Consider the following 17,126-nt stretch of genomic DNA (forward strand, 5'->3'; position numbering starts at 1 on the left):
GATGCCGCGGCATCCGCTCGCCCGCGCGCACGCACGCGCAGCGGCGCGCCCTCCCCGCGCAGCGGCGCCCTACGCGCGCAACCAGGCCGTGGTATCGGCGGGCAGGCTCCGATCCGAGAGCGCCGAGCTGGCGAGCAGCACCTCGCCCGCGGGCAGCTCCACGGTCGCGAGCCCCGTGTTGGCCACCACGACCACGTCGCCGTTGCGGAACGCCACGACCGACTCGTCGAATCCGTCCAGCCACGACAGCGATCCGGCCGCCATCGCGTGCGCGCGCCGCGAGCGGAGCGCCTCCTGGTACATCGAGAGCGTCGAGCCCTCCACGCCCCGCTGCGCGTCCCGCGCGAGCGCGGCCCACTGCTCGGGCTGCGGCAGCCACGACGCGGCGGACGGGCCGAACCCGTACGATGGCTCGGAGCCCTCCCACGGCAGCGGCACGCGGCATCCATCGCGTCCGTAGCGCTCGCCATCGGTGCGGAACCAGGTGGGATCCTGCCGCGCTTCGTCGGGGAGGTGGATGACCTCGGGCAGGCCGAGCTCCTCACCCTGGTACAGGTACGACGATCCGGGCAGCCCGAGCATGAGCGCCGTCGCCGCGCGGGCGCGCCGCAGCCCCGGCTCATACGACGGGAGCCCGGCGGAGCGCGGCCCGAGACCGTGGCCCTGGGGGTTCTCCGCGGTCACCGAGAGGCGCGTCGCGTGGCGCACGACATCGTGGTTCGACAGCACCCAGGTCGAGGGCGCGCCGACGGCGGCGAACGCCTCGAGCGACGCGTCGATGACCCGGCGGAGGGCCGCGGCATCCCACGGCGTCTCGAGGTACGCGAAGTTGAACGCCTGGTGCATCTCGTCGGGGCGCACCCACTTCGCGATGCGCGGCAGTGGGTCGACCCACGCTTCGGCCGCGAGGATGCGCTCGCCGGGGTACTCCTCGAGCAGCGCGCGCCAGTCGCGGTAGATCTCGTGCACGCCGTCCTGGCCCCAGTAGGGCGCGCCGTCGCCGTTCTCGTCGCTGATGCCGGGCTCGAGCGGCACACCGGATGCCGCGGCATCCGTGGTGAGACCTCCGGCGCCGCCCATGCTGCCCGCGTCGGCGGGCGGCGTGTAGTCGGGCAGGCCCTCGGCCTTGACGAGGCCGTGCGCCACATCGACCCGGAACCCGTCGACGCCGCGGTCGAGCCAGAACCGCAGGATGCGCCGGAACTCCTCGCGCACGTCCTCGTTCGTCCAGTCGAAGTCGGGCTGCGAGCTGTCGAAGAGGTGGAGGTACCACTGGCCCGGCGTGCCGTCGGACTCGAGCACTCGGGTCCAGGCGGGTCCGCCGAACACGGACTCCCAGTTGTTCGGCGGCTCGTCGCCGTCGGGTCCGCCGCCGTCGCGGAAGAGGTAGCGGGCGCGTTCGGCGCTGCCGGCGGGTGCCGCGAGCGCCGCCTGGAACCACTCGTGCTCGTCGGACGAGTGGTTGGGCACGAGGTCGACGATGACTCGGATGCCGCGGTCGTGCGCTTCGGCGAGCATGACGTCGAAGTCGGCGAGCGTGCCGAAGCGGGGGTCGACGTCGCAGTAGTCGGCGACGTCGTAGCCGGCGTCACGCTGGGGGGAGGTGTAGAACGGGGAGAGCCAGATCGCATCGATGCCGAGCTCCTGCAGGGCGCCGAGGCGCGCGGTGATGCCGGCGAGATCGCCCATGCCGTCGCCGTTCGCATCGGCGAAGGACCGGGGATAGATCTGGTAGATCGCGGCAGTGCGCCACCACTCGGAAGTCATGACGGAAACTGTACGATAATTCGTCATCGATTGAAAGCGCTTGCATTTCATGCACGGCGACCGCCATTGTCACGAACCGGCGTCGATGCGAGCGAAGTGTTGCCATCCGGACCCGCGCAGGGTATACCTGTAATCGCTTGCACACGCGAGCATCTCCACACGGAAGAACGGCCTTTCGGGCTCGGTGCAACGTTTCCACGGGAACCGGATCGGGATCACAGCTCCCTCACCAGGCGAAGGCGCCGAACTCAAGGACACTGAGAAGGGCACACCTAATGAGGGTGAACACGAAGAGTCTCCTGGCAGCCGGAGCCGTCGCCGTTGTCGCGACACTCGGTCTTGCGAGCTGCGCTGCGGGCGACAGCGGCTCGAGCGGCGACGACGCATCGGCGGCCGGAACGCTGACCGTCTGGGTCGATTCCGAGCGGGTCGACGCGCTGAAGGGCGCGGCGGCGGACTACACCGAGAAGACCGGTGTCGAGGTCGAGCTCGTCGGCAAGAGCGTCGACGACATCAAGGACGACTTCATCCAGCAGGTGCCGACCGGCAAGGGCCCCGACATCACCATGGGCGCCCACGACTGGCTCGGCGAACTCTCGACGAACGGCGTCGTCGCGCCGATCGAGCTCGGCGACTCCGCCGGGGACTACCTCCCGGTCGCGATCGACGCGTCGACCTACGAGGGCACCGTCTACATGCTCCCGTACGCGGTCGAGAACATCGCGGTGCTCCGCAACGCCGACCTCGTTCCCGAGCCCGCAACGAGCTTCGACGACATGATCGCCAGGGGCAAGGCCGCCGGCCTGACCCAGCCGTTCGTGGTCGAGCAGGGCGCCGAGGGCAACCCGTACCACCTCTACCCGTTCCAGACCGCGTTCGGTGCACCCGTCTTCGGCACGAACGACCAGGGCTACGACCCGACCGATCTCCAGCTCGGCAGCGCCGGCGGCGAGCAGTTCGCCACGTGGCTGGGCGGCCAGGGCAAGAACGGGACCGGCGTCTTCAACACCGACATCGACGGTGAGATCGCCAAGCAGGCGTTCCTCGACGGCACGGCCGCGTTCTGGCTGACCGGCCCCTGGAACGTGGGCGCCGCGATCGACGGCGGCATCAACGTCGCGATCGACCCCGTGCCCAGCCCCACCGCCGACGTCGCTTCGCCGTTCGCCGGCGTCAAGGGATTCTTCGTCTCCTCGGAGTCGAAGAACAAGGTCGCCGCGAACGACTTCCTGGTGAACTACCTCGGCACCGAGGACGTGCAGCTCGAGCTCTTCGAAGCGGGCAACATCCTCCCGGCGCTCTCCGCCGCCGCCGAGACCGCCTCGAGCGACCCGATCATCGAGGGCTTCGCGGCCGTCGGTGAAGAAGCCGTGCCGATGCCCGCCATCCCCGCCATGGGTTCGGTGTGGACGTACTGGGGCATCGCCGAGGCCGACATCATCAACGGTGCCGACCCCGTCGCGACCTGGCAGAAGATGGTGGCCGACGTGCAGGCCGCGATCGACGCCGGATAACGATGAGCGTCTCCGGGTCGGATGCCGCCACGGCATCCGACCCGGAGCACCGATGTTCGACGAGGCGAGCGAGACGAGCGAGCGAGAAGAGTACGCAGGCATGAGCACCACCATCGACGACGAAGTCACGGCGGCAACGCCCAACAAGCCGACGAAGCGACAGCGGCAGGCCGCAGGCATCGCGGATGCGGCATCCGGCGGCATCGTCATGCTTCTCGTCAAGCTGCTCGCACTCGGCATCGTCGATGCGATCGCGCTCTACGCGCTGTTCATCCTCGCGACCGCCGGCCAGTGGGTGATCGCCGCGGTCGTCGTGACCGTCGCCGTGGCCGTCAACTGGATCTATTTCTCACGCCGCAAACTCCCGGCGAAATACCTGACGCCGGGCGTGATCTTCCTCGCGGTGTTCCAGGTGTTCATCCTCGTCTACACGGGCTACATCGCCTTCACCAACTACGGCACCGGCCACAACGGGTCGAAGGAACAGGCGGTGTCGTCGCTCATGGCGTCGTCGCTGCAGCGGGTCGAGGACTCTCCGACGTACCCGGTGACCGTCGTCGACCGCCTCGGCACGCTCGGCCTGCTCGTCACCGATCCCGACGGCGACGCGCTCGTCGGCACGAACGACGAGCCGCTCCAGGCGGTCGACGCCGAGTTCGACGGCGACAAGGCCGTCGCGGCCGACGGCTGGACGACCCTGCAGTTCGCCGATGTGCTGGCCCGCACCGACGAGATCACCGAGCTCGCGGTGCCGTTCTCCGACGACCCGAACGACGGCGCCATCCGCACGCCCGATGGGTCGAGCGGATACCTCTACGTCTCGACCCTCGAGTACGACGCGGCGGCCGGCACGATGACGGATGCCACGACGGGCACCGTGTACTCCGATATCGGCACCGGTGCATTCACCTCGGCGGATGGCGAGGAACTGCTGCCCGGGTGGCAGATCACCGTCGGCTTCGACAACTTCGTGCGCGCGGTCACCGATACGCGCCTCGCTCAGCCGCTCGTGTACGTCACGCTCTGGACGTTCGCCTTCGCGCTCATCTCGGTGGCAACGACGTTCTTCCTCGGGCTGTTCCTCGCGATCGTGTTCAACGACATGCGCATGCGTGGCCGCAGGTACTACCGGGTCGCGATGATCCTGCCGTACGCGATCCCGTCGTTCCTGTCGGCGCTCATCTGGGCGGGCATGATGAACGAGAGCTTCGGGTTCATCAACCAGGTCATCTTCGGCGGGGCATCCATACCCTGGCTCACCGACCCATGGCTGGCCAAGGTCTCGGTGCTCATCGTGAACCTGTGGCTCGGGTTCCCCTACATGTTCCTCGTGTGCATGGGGGCGCTGCAGGCGATTCCCGACGACATCCAGGAGGCGGCGACGGTCGACGGCGCCAAGCCGTGGGCCATCTTCCGGCTGATCAAGCTCCCACTGCTGCTCGTGACGGTGGCACCGTTGCTCATCGCCTCGTTCGCGTTCAACTTCAACAACTTCAACACGATCTACATGCTCACCGACGGCGGCCCGCGCGACTCGGACGCGCCGATCCCCGTCGGGTTCACCGACATCCTGATCACCATGGTCTACAAGATCGCGTTCACCGGGCAGTCGCGTGACTACGGGTTGGCGAGCGCCTACTCGATCATCATCTTCATCGTGGTCGCGGTGATCTCGATCATCGCGTTCCGCCGCACCAAGTCGCTCGAGGAGCTGAACTGATGGCTGAGAAGGAGACGAAGGCGCACCGCTCCTGGATCGAGGCGCCGGCAGTCGAGGCCGAAGTCATGGCGGCAGCCCTCGACACCGAGGCCGGGCGCGGCGGGCGTCCCCCGGCGCGCATGGCCGGAACGCGGCGGCCGTTCAGCTTCGGCCGCTGGTTCAAGGCCACCGGATGGCGCCATCTCGTCGCCGTCGTCATGCTCGTGTTCGCGCTGTTCCCGATCGTCTTCGTGATCTCGTCGTCGCTGAACCCGCACGGCACCCTCACCGGCTCGAATGCGCTGTTCTCGCAGATCGGGCTCGAGAGCTACGTGCGCATCCTCACCGATCCGCAGGTGCCGTACACGCAGTGGTTCGCCAACACGCTTCTCATCGCGGGAGTGAACGCCGTGGCGTCGGTGTTCCTGGGTGCCCTCGCGGCATATTCGTTCTCGCGGATGCGCTTCACAGGCCGGCGGTTCGGCCTGGTCACGATCGTCGTGGTGCAGATGTTCCCGCAGATGCTCGCCGTCGTCGCGATCTTCCTGCTGATGTCGTCGATCAGCGACTGGTTCCCGGCGATCGGCCTGAACACGCAGATCGGCCTGATGATCGTGTACCTCGGCGGCGCGCTCGGGGTGAACACGTTCCTGATGTACGGGTTCTTCAACACGATCCCCGCGTCGATCGACGAGGCCGCGAAGATCGACGGCGCCGGTCACGCCCGCATCTTCTTCACGATCATCCTGCGGCTCGCCGCGCCGATCCTCGCCGTGGTTGCACTGCTCTCGTTCATCTTCACGGTGAACGAGTTCGCGGTGGCATCCGTGATCCTCATCGACAGCGACAAGCAGACCCTCGCGGTCGGCCTCTACAAGCTGGTCTCGAACCCGCGGTATGCCGACTGGAGCGCGTTCTCGGCCGGTGCGGTGATGGCGGCGCTGCCGGTGGTGGCGCTGTTCCTCTGGTTGCAGAAGTACATCGTCGGCGGGCTGACGGCGGGTGCCGTCAAGTAGCGATCGCGGGGCCGGGCACACGGAACACGTGCATCTCGCGGCCTGAGAATCGCAGCGCACCCTCGGTGGCGGAAGCGTCGGTCCAGACGTTGCGTGCGCCGTCACCGAGCCGAGCAAGGCGGTTGCCCCGCGCCGTCGTGATCCATCCGTCGTGGATGAGCGCGGTGGCCGGCCGCGACCGCCGGTTCAGCACGCCGACGGCGGTGCCGTCGGCGAGTTCGCGACGCCACACGTCGTAAGTCGGGTCACGTGCCGTGCGTGCGCCTTGGCGGCCGAGTGCGTCTTGCGAGATCGCGAGGACACCGGGGTGAGTCAGCAGCCGGCGCGTCGACTCCTCCATCGTGCGCAGATCGTTGCCGGCCATGAGCGGAGCCGCGAGCATCGCCCACAGCATGAAATGGCTGCGAGACTCGATGTCGCTCAGTCCGTCGTTGCCGACCTCCAACATGTCTGGGTCGTTCCAGCTGCCAGGGCCTGCATACGCGGCGAGGCCGTGCTGCTGGTCGGCGATGCGCATGACTGAGCGCCAATCGGGGGAGATGTCGCCGGTGGTGCGCCAGAGGTGCGCGATCGGGGGCGCCCAGGTCCACGGCCGGGTTCTGCCGTACTCCGAGATGCTGTAGACGATCGGCCGGTCGATGCGCTCGATCGCCGCAGACATGCGTGCGAACGCATCGCCCTCGGCGAGCCCCGTTCCGCCTCGATTCGCGCGGCACCAGTCGTACTTGAGGTAGTCGATGCCCCAGCCCGCGAGCGTCTCGAGATCCTGTCGCTCACGGCCGAAGGAGCCGAGTTCCTCACCCGGGTACCGGTCGTAGATCATCGCGCACGTCTTGCGGCCCGGCGCCAGGTACATGCCGAACTTCAGGCCTCTGGCGTGGACCTCGTCGGCGAGCGCGGCCATGCCGCTGGGGAACCGCCCCGGGTGGGCTCGGAGACGGCCGGCCGGATCGCGCCGGAACGCCTGCCAGCAGTCGTCGACCACGACATACTCGTAGCCGGCGTCTCGCATGCCCGAGGCGACCAACGCGTCGGCCGTCCGCATCACGACCTCTTCGGTCAGTTCGTAGCATCGGAACCGATTCCAGCTGTTCCATCCCATCGGGGGCGTTGCGGCGAGCACGGCTTCGCCCGCTCGTGGGCCGTTCGCGTCATCCATCGGCCCTCCCTCATCTTGCGCGGCGCCCTCGGCCACACTGTACCTCAAGTGGGACACTTGACCCACTGCCCGCGGTTGGCCAAGATGGGTGCACCGACGTGTCCGCGCCGGACTCACGTGATGAAGCGCGAGGAGATGCCGTGTCTCGTCCGGTCGGTTCCGAAGGTGCCGGCGTGCCCGCGGCGGCGAAGCCGACGCCCGCGGCGCAGCCTCTCGCGCCGAGGCATCCGAGTCGACCCGCCGCCCGCTCGTGGATCACGAAGCTCAGCCTCGCCTACCTCGGGATCAACATCGCCTGGGCGGGCCCCGGCCAGGTGCTCATGTCGCCGCAGGTCGAGTGGCTGACGACGAATGCGCCGCTCTGGTTCTTCACGTCGGTCAAGGAATCGAACCTCTCGATCATCGGGTTCGTCGCCGGCATCTTCGCGCTCGTGAGCACCCCCCTGTGGGGTGCTCTCTCGGATCGAACCCGATCGAGATGGGGCCGGCGCACCCCGTGGATCGCGATCGGGCTCGTCGTCGTGGCGGTCACGATGGCGCTGTCGGGCTTCGCCCAGTCGCTGCCGGCGCTCCTGCTCACCTGGGTGGCCATGCAGACCGCGATCAACGCCGTGATCTCGCCGATGTCGGCGGCCATCCCCGACCACGTGCCGGCCGCCCAACGCGGGCTCGTGTCAGGGTGGTACGGCTTCGCGTACACCCTGGCCGTCGTCGCGGGCACCGCGATCGGCACGATCGCGACGGCCGTGTGGCCGTCGATGCTGGGCATCGGCATGGGCTACGTGCTGTGCGCCGCGGCCTGCGTCATGGCCGGGATCCCGTTCGTGCTGGATCGATGGGAGCGATCGACACCGCGACCCCCGCGGGCGTCGCGATTCGGGTGGCGCGACTTCATTGCCTGCTATTGGATCGACCTGCGGGTGCACCGGGACTTCGGATGGGCGTGGATCACCCGCTTCCTGGTGACCCTCAGCAGTGCGATCGCGCTGTTCTACCTCTACTACTACCTGCAAGACAGGGTCGGTCTGGTGCGTGACGGCTCGGATGCCCCGGGGCTTCGGGTCAGCGACGGCGTGCTCATCCTCACCGCCGTCTACGCCGCCTCGGTGTTCCTCACCGTTGTCGCCGCGGGGGTCGTTTCAGACCGAGTCGCTCGCCGCCGGCCCTTCGTCGCGGTGTCGGCGATCTTCCTGTCGGGCGCCACGCTGATCATGGCCTTCGTGCCGGATTTCGGCTTCACCGTCGTTGCCGCCGCCATCCTCGGGCTCGGCACGGGCGTGTTCACCGCCGTCGACTTCGCACTCGTCACCGAGGTGCTGCCCGCGGCATCCGACAATGGCAAGGACGTCGGCATCATCAACCTGGCGATCGGCCTGCCCAACGTGCTCGCACCCGTCATCGCGGCGATCGCGGTGCAGCAGCTCGGCGGGTATGTCGGGCTGTACCTGCTCTCGGGCGTGCTCGCGCTCACCGGGGGCGTGCTGGTCTACCGCATTCGCGGCGTGCGCTGAGGCGAGCGGCTGCCTCACGGCGAGTGCCGAAGCAGGCGACCGGTTGGGCGACGAGTTCGGGCTCACCGGCGTCGACGGCGAGCCATCCCGCCCAGCTCGCGGCATCCGACGGTCTCGTGCACTTCATCGCCTACGGCCCGAGCTTCGCAGCGTGGCTGCTGCCGGGTGTGGATGCGCACGCTCGTGAGAGCCCGCGCCGCGTGCGTGCGTGACACTCAGGGACCCATGCCCGGCCCGCGTTCCCCGCGTTCCCCGCGTCCCCCGCGTTCGAAGCGGACGCGGCGAGGTGATATCCTCGTACGGTTGCCGATTGCGGCACACGCCCCGATAGCTCAGTGGTAGAGCACTTCCATGGTAAGGAAGGGGTCGTCAGTTCAATCCTGACTCGGGGCTCTGGTTGGTTCGGGCGTAGGCTCGAAGAACCTTCCCGGCGGGGTAGCTCAGGTGGTTAGAGCACACGGCTCATAATCGTGGTGTCGCGGGTTCGAGTCCCGCCCTCGCTACTGGAAATCATCGGTTGACCAGGGGTTTCTTGTCCTAGACAAAGGACAGGACTCGATGAGTTCAACGTTTATTCAACGCTTATTCGTCAGCGACCGCGTTTCGCGGGCTTCTGCGGCGAAGGTGTTCGACCCGTCCCGGGTCGCTTGGAGTGACCTGGGGGCATTCCGGGAGCGGGCGTTGAATGCCTCTCCGGACTCAGCTGTCGGGTACGTACTCATGGGAGGACATATCGGGCTCCGCGGCGGTCGCCGACCATTGCGAGCAAACCCTTGTCCCGCATCCTTCGAAGCAGCAGCTTGGCTGCGTCGGAGGAGACTGCGCAGAGTTCGGCGGCGTCGCGCCGGCGAATCGAACCGTGCGAGTTCACGTAGGTCAGCACCATCTGCTCCTGCTGGACGTCGTCGAACGATCGAACCCGGACGTAGCCGGACGGTGTCGAGAGCGCGCGGTACGTAGCTGCGGTCAAGGTGTACCGTCGCCCGCGGCCGTTGCCGCGCATCTCTACGACTCCACCTTCGACGAGGCGAGTGAGGGTGTTGCGAGTGGCGAGCTCACTCGCCTGGGTCACCTGTGCGAGTTCGCCGGCGGTCAGTCGCGGGTCATCGAGAAGCGCGTGAACGATCTGCAGTTCCGCGAGTGAGAACGCCCGTCCGCTTCGATCATCGTGCTCGACGACGAACCTCACCACCGCGAGGTCGGCCCCTCCGGTGGGGAGTGAGACCACCACCTGTGCCGCGTCGGTGCGCGAGAAGTCCGGCGCTGAGCGTCCGGTCCGCAACGTCCACTCGAAGACGCGATTGATGCCGCGCCCGGTTCTCTCGACAAGGCCCGCCCGGAAGAACGCCTCTGAGAGGATCCGACTGCGGGGGCGGGATGTCGTAAGGAAGTTGCTGAGTGTGACGCCGCGGGGGAAGCCGCCGGGGTTCGACACGATCAGCTCCTCGTCATCGAGTCGAACGGCCACCGGCCCCAGCAATGTGTAGTCGCGATGCACGAGTGCGTTGGCGATGAGTTCGCGTGCGGCGACCGGTGGGATCCGTGGCACGGCGACGCGGGTGAGACCGATATCGATCTCTTCTTCATCGTTGTAGCGCTGGAGTAGCCCGAAGAGGTCCTCGGCGGACTTGAGAAGTGGGTCGTGCGCGAAGATGTTCTGTCGAACGGATGTTCCCTCGAACACTTGGAATGCCGTCTCATGTGTCGGCACGAACCGTCGAAGAGACTCCGGCCGGCCGAACAGCAGTAGCGCGCCGCGGCGCACGATCGGTGCATCCTCGCGTCCATCGAGGACGCCCAGGGCACGGCCGAGTTCGAAGTCCCCCAACGCGGTAAGGGCGCTCGACTCGCCGGAGCTCAGCGCGGCAAGCCGACGCATTCGATCGAACTCGAGCGGGTCCAGGTCATCTACTTCAGCCTGGGGCTCGATGATCCCGGCATAGTCGATCTCTGCCCGGTCGATCCGGTCGGCAAGCATCTCGTGCGAGAGCAGGGGCATGCATTCCGGCTTCCCGTCCGGTCGGAGGCCGCGGCGTACGTAGAGGCCGCGGGTCGTTCCCGTCACGGTTGCGGCCCGTGGTACGACGACCACGATGACTGAGAGACCATCGACGTCGACGACTTCGACGTCGGTCACTACCGGCGGAACGGTCTTGTTCGAGATGACCGCTTGCAGGCGAAGCGGATCCGTCGACGCACCGTGTCGTGAGCGAGCGCCTGTAATGGACCCATCATCTTCGACGCCGAGAAGAAGAGTCCCCCCTTGGCCGTTCGCAAGGCATGCGACCGCCTCGGCGAGCCTGTCGTCGCCGAACTTTTCGCGCCGATCCGACTTGAACTCGACGGTGAGCGTCTCGCCGCCAGCGGCCACCTCGCGGATCTTGTTTGGGTTCACACCCATACGTTCCCATATCTTTTGGGTCAATGTGAAATGATATTGGAGCGGTCCAAACATGTGGGCCATCCAGAAGAACCAGATCACGCCGCACTCAGGGGCCGATCTCGCCATACCGGGCCCGTGTGCCTCCTCCGTGAGCGCGGACCCTGGATCGGGCCATGGACCATCGCTGTGGTCTCCGGAGCGGGCGGCGTACTTCCACTCACCACCGCCGGCCCGAAGCGAGTCGCGGATCTCGCGCGTGGCGGACGATGTACAGCTGCGGGAGCAGAAGGCGAACCGGGCTCCGGCATGTGCCAGTCGTCGGTGTATACGTTGAGAAGCCGTCGAGGCTCGATGTGCTAGCGAGCCTGAGATTTATGTATACAATAACGGCACCGAACGAGGAAAGGGCCAGCTATGCGGGCAAGTGATCGTGCATACTTGTCGCTCCTCGAGGAGATCCAGTCGGGAGCGCTCGCACCCGGCACCGTGCTTGCCGAGGTCGAGCAGTCGACGCGCCTCGGGGTGAGTCGCACGCCGCTCCGCGAAGCGCTCGGAAGGCTCGCCGCCGACGGGCTCGTCGTGCAGCAGTCGCCGCGCGTCACGGTGGTCAGCGACATCGACGCCGGCGACATCCGCGAACTGTTCGAGGTCCGCCGCGCCCTCGAGGAGACGGCGGCGCGTCTCGCGGCCGGAAGAGCGGATGCCGCGACCTTCGCCGCGCTGGCCGACGAGTTCGACCACGCGAACCTCTCGGGCGCTGAGGGACTCGACGCGTACTACGCCCTCATCGCGCGGTTCGACGCGCAGCTCGACGCATCCGTCGCCAACGACTACCTGACCGCGGCCCTTCGTACGATTCGCACCCACCTGGTGCGGGTGCGCAGGCTTGCGCGTGACAATCCCGATCGGCTCGCGGCATCCGTCGCCGAACACCGCTTCATCGCGTCGGCGATCGCCGCACGCGACGCCGAACTCGCCGCCCACGCGACGCACGTGCACCTGCACAACGCGCTGACGAGTATCCTCGCGTCGCTCGACGCATCGACCGGCTCGGCGACCGGCCACGGCGCTTCGACAAGCTCAGCGACCGATACGAAGACCCACACCGAACAGGGAGCCGCATGACCATCACCCACGACCTCCGCGTCCACCGCAGCGAGGAAGACCTGCAACGCAGCGGCCAGCTGGCCTGGCGCATCGCCGAGGTCGCGGCCGACCCGGTCGAGGTCGAGCCCGAGGTGGTCGACATGATCATCAACCGCGTCATCGACAACGCGGCGGTGGCCGCGGCATCCCTCACGCGAGCGCCCGTGAGCGCCGCGCGCAAGCAAGCCCTCGATCACGCGGTCTCGGTCGGCGGCGCCGGAGCGACGATCCTCGGCGTCTCGCTCGAGCGGCGCAGCAGCCCCGAGTGGGCGGCGTGGGCGAACGGTGTGGCGGTGCGCGAGCTCGACTACCACGACACGTTCCTCGCGGCCGACTACTCGCACCCGGGCGACAACATCCCGCCGATCCTCGCGGTCGCCCAGCACGTCGGCGCCGACGGGAGGGCGCTCGTGCGGGGCATCGCGACCGGGTACGAGATCCAGATCGATCTCGTGCGTGCGATCTGCCTGCACAAGCACAAGATCGACCATGTCGCACACCTCGGTCCGAGCGCGGCGGCCGGCATCGGCACCCTGCTCGGACTCGACGTCGAGACGATCTACCAGGCCGTCGGCCAGGCCCTCCACACGACCACCGCCACGCGCCAGAGCCGCAAGGGCGAGATCTCGACGTGGAAGGCGCACGCCCCGGCCTTCGCGGGCAAGATGGCGGTCGAGGCCGTAGACCGTGCGATGCGCGGTGAGACGAGCCCGTCGCCGATCTACGAGGGCGAAGACGGGTTCATCGCGTGGCTGCTCGACGGGCCGGATGCCTCGTACGCGGTGCCGCTGCCGGCTCCGGGCGAGCCCAAGCGCGGCATCCTCGACTCGTACACCAAGGAGCACTCGGCCGAGTACCAGGCGCAGGCGTGGATCGATCTGGCCCGCAAGCTGCACAACGAGCGACCGGCCCTTCGACAGGCTCAGGGACCGGAGGGGGAACCGAACATCGAATCGATCGTGTTGCACACGAGCCACCACACGCACTACGTGATCGGGTCGGGCGCGAACGATCCGCAGAAGTACGACCCCGCGGCATCCCGCGAGACGCTCGACCACTCGATCCCGTACATCTTCGCGGTCGCGCTGCAGGACGGCGGGTGGCACCACGTGGCCTCGTACGCGCCCGAGCGCGCCGCGCGGCCCGACACCGTGGAGCTGTGGCAGAAGGTCACGACCGCCGAGGACGGCGAGTGGACGCGCCGCTACCACTCGGACGACCCGGCCGAGAAGGCGTTCGGCGGGCGCGTGGTGATCACGTTCACCGACGGCTCGGAGCTCGTCGACGAGATCGCCGTCGCCGACGCGCACCCGCTCGGGGCGCGGCCGTTCGCGCGCGAGGACTACGTGCGCAAGTTCCGGATCCTCGCCGAGCCGGTGCTGACGTCCGAGGAGATCGAGCGGTTCCTCGGGCTCGCCGAGCGGCTGCCCGAGCTCACCGCCGATGAGGTGCGCGAGCTCTCGATCGTCGCGCAACCCGGTGTGCTCACGAGCGCGCCCGCACGAAAGGGACTGTTCTGATGCTGTACGCCCAGACTCCGGCCGCCGAGAAGCGGCGCCTGTTCCGTGAGCGGCTCGCGACGGGGGAGCTGCTGCGGTTCCCCGGCGCGTTCAACCCGCTGTCGGCGCGGTTGATCGAACGAAAGGGCTTCGAGGGGGTGTACATCTCGGGTGCGGTGCTGAGCGCCGACCTGGGTCTGCCCGACATCGGCCTGACGACCCTCACCGAGGTCGCCGGTCGCGGTCAGCAGATCGCGCGGATGACCGAGCTGCCGGCGATCATCGACGCCGACACCGGGTTCGGTGAGCCGATGAACGTGGCCCGCACGATCCAGACGCTCGAGGACGCCGGGCTGGCCGGCACCCACATCGAGGACCAGATCAACCCGAAGCGGTGCGGTCACCTCGACGGCAAGGCCGTGGTCGACGAGAACACGGCGATCAAACGCATCCGGGCCGCGGTCGACGCCCGCCGTGACCCGAACTTCCTCGTCATGGCACGCACCGACATCGCCGCGGTCGATGGGCTGGCGGCCGCGATCGACCGGGCGAAGGCGTTGGTGGATGCCGGTGCCGACGCGATCTTCCCCGAGGCGATGCGTTCGCTCGAGGAGTTCGCCGCGATCCGGGCGGCGGTCGACGTGCCCCTGCTCGCGAACATGACCGAGTTCGGCAAGAGCGAGCTGTTCACCGCGCGCCAGCTCGCGGATGTGGGCATGAACATCGTCATCTGGCCGGTGTCGTTGCTGCGGATCGCGATGGGCGCCGCGGGCCGGGCGCTCGACACGCTGAACGACGAGGGGCACCTCACGGGCAAGCTCGACGAAATGCAGCACCGCGCCGACCTCTACGACCTCATCGACTACGAGAGCTACAACCACTTCGACACGAGCGTCTTCAACTTCGAGATCGCGCGCTGACGCGGCATCCGACCCGTTCCCTGAGCTTGGACTCCCCTGAGCTCGCCGAAGGGTCGAAGGGAACCCCACCCCAGACGCGGCATCCGAAACCGAACTGCAAAGGAGCACACGATGACCGACACGATCGAGATCAGGAAGGGCCTTGCCGGCGTCACCGTCGATGTCACGGCGGTGTCGAAGGTCAACCCCGACACCAACTCGCTGCTGTACCGCGGCTACCCGGTGCAGGAGCTCGCCGCGACGCAGTCGTTCGAGGCGGTGGCGTACCTGCTGTGGCACGGCGAGCTGCCGGATGCCTCGCAACTCGCGGAGCTTCGAGAGGCCGAACGGGCGCATCGTGCTCTCGATCCCGAAATACGGGCCGCGATCGACCTGGTGCCGCTCGACGCGCACCCGATGGACGAGATCCGCACCGCCGTGAGCCACCTCGGCGCGGCAGACCTCGCCGGCAGCGGGTCGGTGCTCGACGCGAGCGGAAGCGCCGAGGAGAACCTCGCACGAAGCATCCGACTGTTCGCCGCCCTGCCCGCGATCGTCGCGTACGGGCAGCGCCGCCGCCGCGGGCTCGAGCCGGTCGAGCCGCGCGACGACCTCGACTACTCGGCCAACTTCCTCTGGATGACCTTCGGCGACGAGGCCGACCCGGTCGTCGTCGACGCGTTCAACCGGTCGATGATCCTGTACGCCGAGCACTCGTTCAACGCCTCGACGTTCACCGCCCGGGTCATCACGTCGACGCTGAGCGACCTGTACTCCGCCGTCGTCGGCGCGATCGGTGCGCTGAAGGGGCCGCTGCACGGCGGCGCCAACGAGGCGGTGCTGCACATCTTCGACGAGATCGGCTCGGCCTCGAATGTGGTGCCGTGGCTGGATGCCGCCCTCGCCTCGAAGCGCAAGATCATGGGCTTCGGCCACCGCGTCTACAAGCGCGGCGACTCGCGCGTGCCCACCATGAAGGCGGCACTCGACACCCTGGTCGAGCACTACGACCGGCCAGACGTGCTCGCGCTCTATGATGCCCTCGAGACCGAGTTCGTGGCGCGCAAGGGCATCTACCCGAACCTCGACTACCCGTCGGGTCCGGCGTACAACCTGATCGGGTTCGACACGCCGACGTTCACGCCGCTGTTCGTGGCGTCGCGGGTCACGGGCTGGACGGCGCACATCATGGAGCAGGCCGCATCGAACGCGCTGATCCGTCCGCTGTCGGCGTATGACGGGCCCGATGAGCGGCACATCGAGGGGTATGTTCCGGATGCCGCGGAGCTGGCGGCTGCGGAACGCGCCGAGGAGTCGGCGGCATGAGCGCCGCGGCACGCGCGGTCGCTGACCGCGAGAAGGTCGTCATCGTCGCGGGAGCGCGCACGCCCGTCGGCAGCTTCGGTGGCGTGTTCCGGGACACGGCGGCGCACGAGCTCGGTGCTGCCGCGTCGCGCGCAGCGCTGGAACGGGCCGGTATCGCCGGTGCCGAGGTCGGCGAGGTCGTGATGGGCTGCATCGGTCAGGTCGCCGGTGACGCGTACAACGCGCGCCGGGTCGCGCTGGCGGCCGGGCTGCCGGTGCGCACGCCCGCGTTCACCGTGAACCGGCTCTGCGGGTCGGGGCTGCAGGCCATCTGGTCGGGCGCGCAGGAGCTGCTCTGGGGCGGCGTCGACGTCGTGCTCGCCGGCGGCGACGAGAACATGACCCGTATGCCGTTCTACGACTTCAACGCCCGCTTCAACGACCGCCTCGGTAACCGCACCCTCGTCGACGGCACGGTCGCCATGCTGACCGACCCGTTCTCGAACGCCCACATGGGCGTGACGGCCGAGAACGTCGCCGCGAAGTACGGCGTCTCCCGGGCCGAGCAGGACGAGTTCGCGCTCGAGAGCCAGCGACGGGCCGCGTCGGATGCCGCGAAGGCGGCGTTCGCCGAGGAAATCGTGCCGGTCACCACCGGCGCCCGCAAGCCCGTCGAGGTGTCGGTGGACGAGCATCCGAAGCCGGGCACGACCGCGGAAGTGCTCGCCGGACTCCGGCCCGCGTTCCAGCAGGGCGGCACCGTGACCGCGGGCAACGCGTCGGGCATCAACGACGGCGCCGGGGCAACCGTGCTGATGCGCGAGAGCGACGTGCGCGAGCGGGGGCTTACGGGGCTGGTCACGATCGAGGCCGTCGCGACGGCCGGGAACGAGCCCGAACTGATGGGCTACGCACCGGTGTACGCGCTCGAGCGTCTCTGGAAGCGGACCGGCCTGACGGCCGCCGACGTCGACGTGATCGAGTTGAACGAGGCATTCGCAGCCCAGGCGGTCGCCGTGATCCGCGATGCCGGCCTCGACCCGGAGAAGACGAACCCCTACGGCGGTGCGATCGCGTTGGGGCATCCGGTCGGTGCGACGGGCGCGATCCTCACGGTGCGTGCTGCGCTCGACCTGCACCGCCGCGACCTCGAATACGCCGTCGTCACGATGTGCATCGGCGGGGGCCAGGCGCTCGCCGCACTGCTCAAGCGCTGGGAGGGCTGACG

At 68.3% G+C, this 17,126-nt stretch carries 13 protein-coding genes and 2 tRNA genes; 12 read left to right on the top strand and 3 right to left on the bottom strand.

Annotation, left to right across the window (positions count from 1 at the left end; genetic code table 11):
- Nucleotides 1–69: 69 nt before the first annotated feature.
- Nucleotides 70–1,767: a glycoside hydrolase family 13 protein gene (locus tag ACFWN7_RS15465; protein WP_376939738.1), complete on the bottom strand. Its 1,698-nt coding sequence runs from the start codon at nt 1,765–1,767 to the stop codon at nt 70–72.
- Between the two features lie 275 nt (nt 1,768–2,042).
- Here ACFWN7_RS15465 and ACFWN7_RS15470 point away from each other — a divergent pair, with 275 nt between their 5' ends.
- The 3 genes from ACFWN7_RS15470 to ACFWN7_RS15480 all read left to right on the top strand — a co-directional run bounded on the left by ACFWN7_RS15470 (nt 2,043) and on the right by ACFWN7_RS15480 (nt 5,996).
- Nucleotides 2,043–3,281: an extracellular solute-binding protein gene (locus ACFWN7_RS15470; RefSeq protein WP_376939739.1), complete on the top strand. Its 1,239-nt coding sequence runs from the start codon at nt 2,043–2,045 to the stop codon at nt 3,279–3,281.
- A 100-nt stretch (nt 3,282–3,381) separates the two neighbouring features.
- Nucleotides 3,382–5,001 (top strand): ABC transporter permease subunit, encoded by a 1,620-nt coding sequence (locus tag ACFWN7_RS15475; protein WP_376939740.1) that lies wholly within the window; start codon nt 3,382–3,384, stop codon nt 4,999–5,001.
- 65 nt (nt 5,002–5,066) lie between these two features.
- Nucleotides 5,067–5,996: a sugar ABC transporter permease gene (locus ACFWN7_RS15480; RefSeq protein ID WP_376939813.1), complete on the top strand. Its 930-nt coding sequence runs from the start codon at nt 5,067–5,069 to the stop codon at nt 5,994–5,996.
- Here ACFWN7_RS15480 and ACFWN7_RS15485 read toward each other — a convergent pair.
- Nucleotides 5,989–7,155, bottom strand: a complete 1,167-nt coding sequence (locus ACFWN7_RS15485) for an alpha-galactosidase (RefSeq protein WP_376939741.1) — start codon at nt 7,153–7,155, stop codon at nt 5,989–5,991. The two genes, ACFWN7_RS15480 and ACFWN7_RS15485, sit on opposite strands and share 8 nt — an antisense overlap.
- A gap of 140 nt (nt 7,156–7,295) precedes the next feature.
- Here ACFWN7_RS15485 and ACFWN7_RS15490 point away from each other — a divergent pair, with 140 nt between their 5' ends.
- From ACFWN7_RS15490 to ACFWN7_RS15505, 4 genes are all read left to right on the top strand, one after another.
- Nucleotides 7,296–8,666, top strand: coding sequence for an MFS transporter (locus tag ACFWN7_RS15490; protein ID WP_376939742.1), 1,371 nt, complete (start codon nt 7,296–7,298; stop codon nt 8,664–8,666).
- A gap of 23 nt (nt 8,667–8,689) precedes the next feature.
- Nucleotides 8,690–8,878, top strand: a complete 189-nt coding sequence (locus ACFWN7_RS15495; RefSeq protein WP_376939743.1) for a hypothetical protein — start codon at nt 8,690–8,692, stop codon at nt 8,876–8,878.
- Between the two features lie 109 nt (nt 8,879–8,987).
- Nucleotides 8,988–9,059 (top strand) — tRNA-Thr (locus tag ACFWN7_RS15500).
- Between the two features lie 36 nt (nt 9,060–9,095).
- A tRNA-Met gene (locus tag ACFWN7_RS15505) sits at nt 9,096–9,169 on the top strand.
- A 215-nt stretch (nt 9,170–9,384) separates the two neighbouring features.
- Here ACFWN7_RS15505 and ACFWN7_RS15510 read toward each other — a convergent pair.
- The gene (locus ACFWN7_RS15510) at nt 9,385–11,067 is read right to left on the bottom strand and encodes an RNA-binding domain-containing protein (RefSeq protein WP_376939744.1); all 1,683 of its coding nucleotides are present in this window, start codon (nt 11,065–11,067) and stop codon (nt 9,385–9,387) included.
- A gap of 396 nt (nt 11,068–11,463) precedes the next feature.
- Here ACFWN7_RS15510 and ACFWN7_RS15515 point away from each other — a divergent pair, with 396 nt between their 5' ends.
- From ACFWN7_RS15515 to ACFWN7_RS15535, 5 genes are all read left to right on the top strand, one after another.
- Nucleotides 11,464–12,174 (top strand): GntR family transcriptional regulator, encoded by a 711-nt coding sequence (locus tag ACFWN7_RS15515; RefSeq protein ID WP_376939746.1) that lies wholly within the window; start codon nt 11,464–11,466, stop codon nt 12,172–12,174.
- A complete protein-coding gene (locus tag ACFWN7_RS15520) occupies nt 12,171–13,715 on the top strand; it encodes an MmgE/PrpD family protein (protein WP_376939747.1) in 1,545 nt (514 codons plus the stop codon). The genes ACFWN7_RS15515 and ACFWN7_RS15520 overlap by 4 nt, the downstream gene beginning before the upstream one ends.
- Nucleotides 13,715–14,614 (top strand): methylisocitrate lyase, encoded by a 900-nt coding sequence (gene prpB / locus ACFWN7_RS15525; protein WP_376939748.1) that lies wholly within the window; start codon nt 13,715–13,717, stop codon nt 14,612–14,614. The genes ACFWN7_RS15520 and prpB overlap by 1 nt, the downstream gene beginning before the upstream one ends.
- A gap of 111 nt (nt 14,615–14,725) precedes the next feature.
- On the top strand, nt 14,726–15,919 hold the full coding sequence (locus ACFWN7_RS15530) for a bifunctional 2-methylcitrate synthase/citrate synthase (protein ID WP_376939749.1): 1,194 nt from the start codon (nt 14,726–14,728) through the stop codon (nt 15,917–15,919).
- Nucleotides 15,916–17,124, top strand: coding sequence for a thiolase family protein (locus ACFWN7_RS15535; protein ID WP_376939750.1), 1,209 nt, complete (start codon nt 15,916–15,918; stop codon nt 17,122–17,124). The genes ACFWN7_RS15530 and ACFWN7_RS15535 overlap by 4 nt, the downstream gene beginning before the upstream one ends.
- Nucleotides 17,125–17,126: the final 2 nt, after the last annotated feature.

This window comes from Agromyces sp. NPDC058484, assembly GCF_042720415.1.
GTDB lineage: Bacteria > Actinomycetota > Actinomycetes > Actinomycetales > Microbacteriaceae > Agromyces.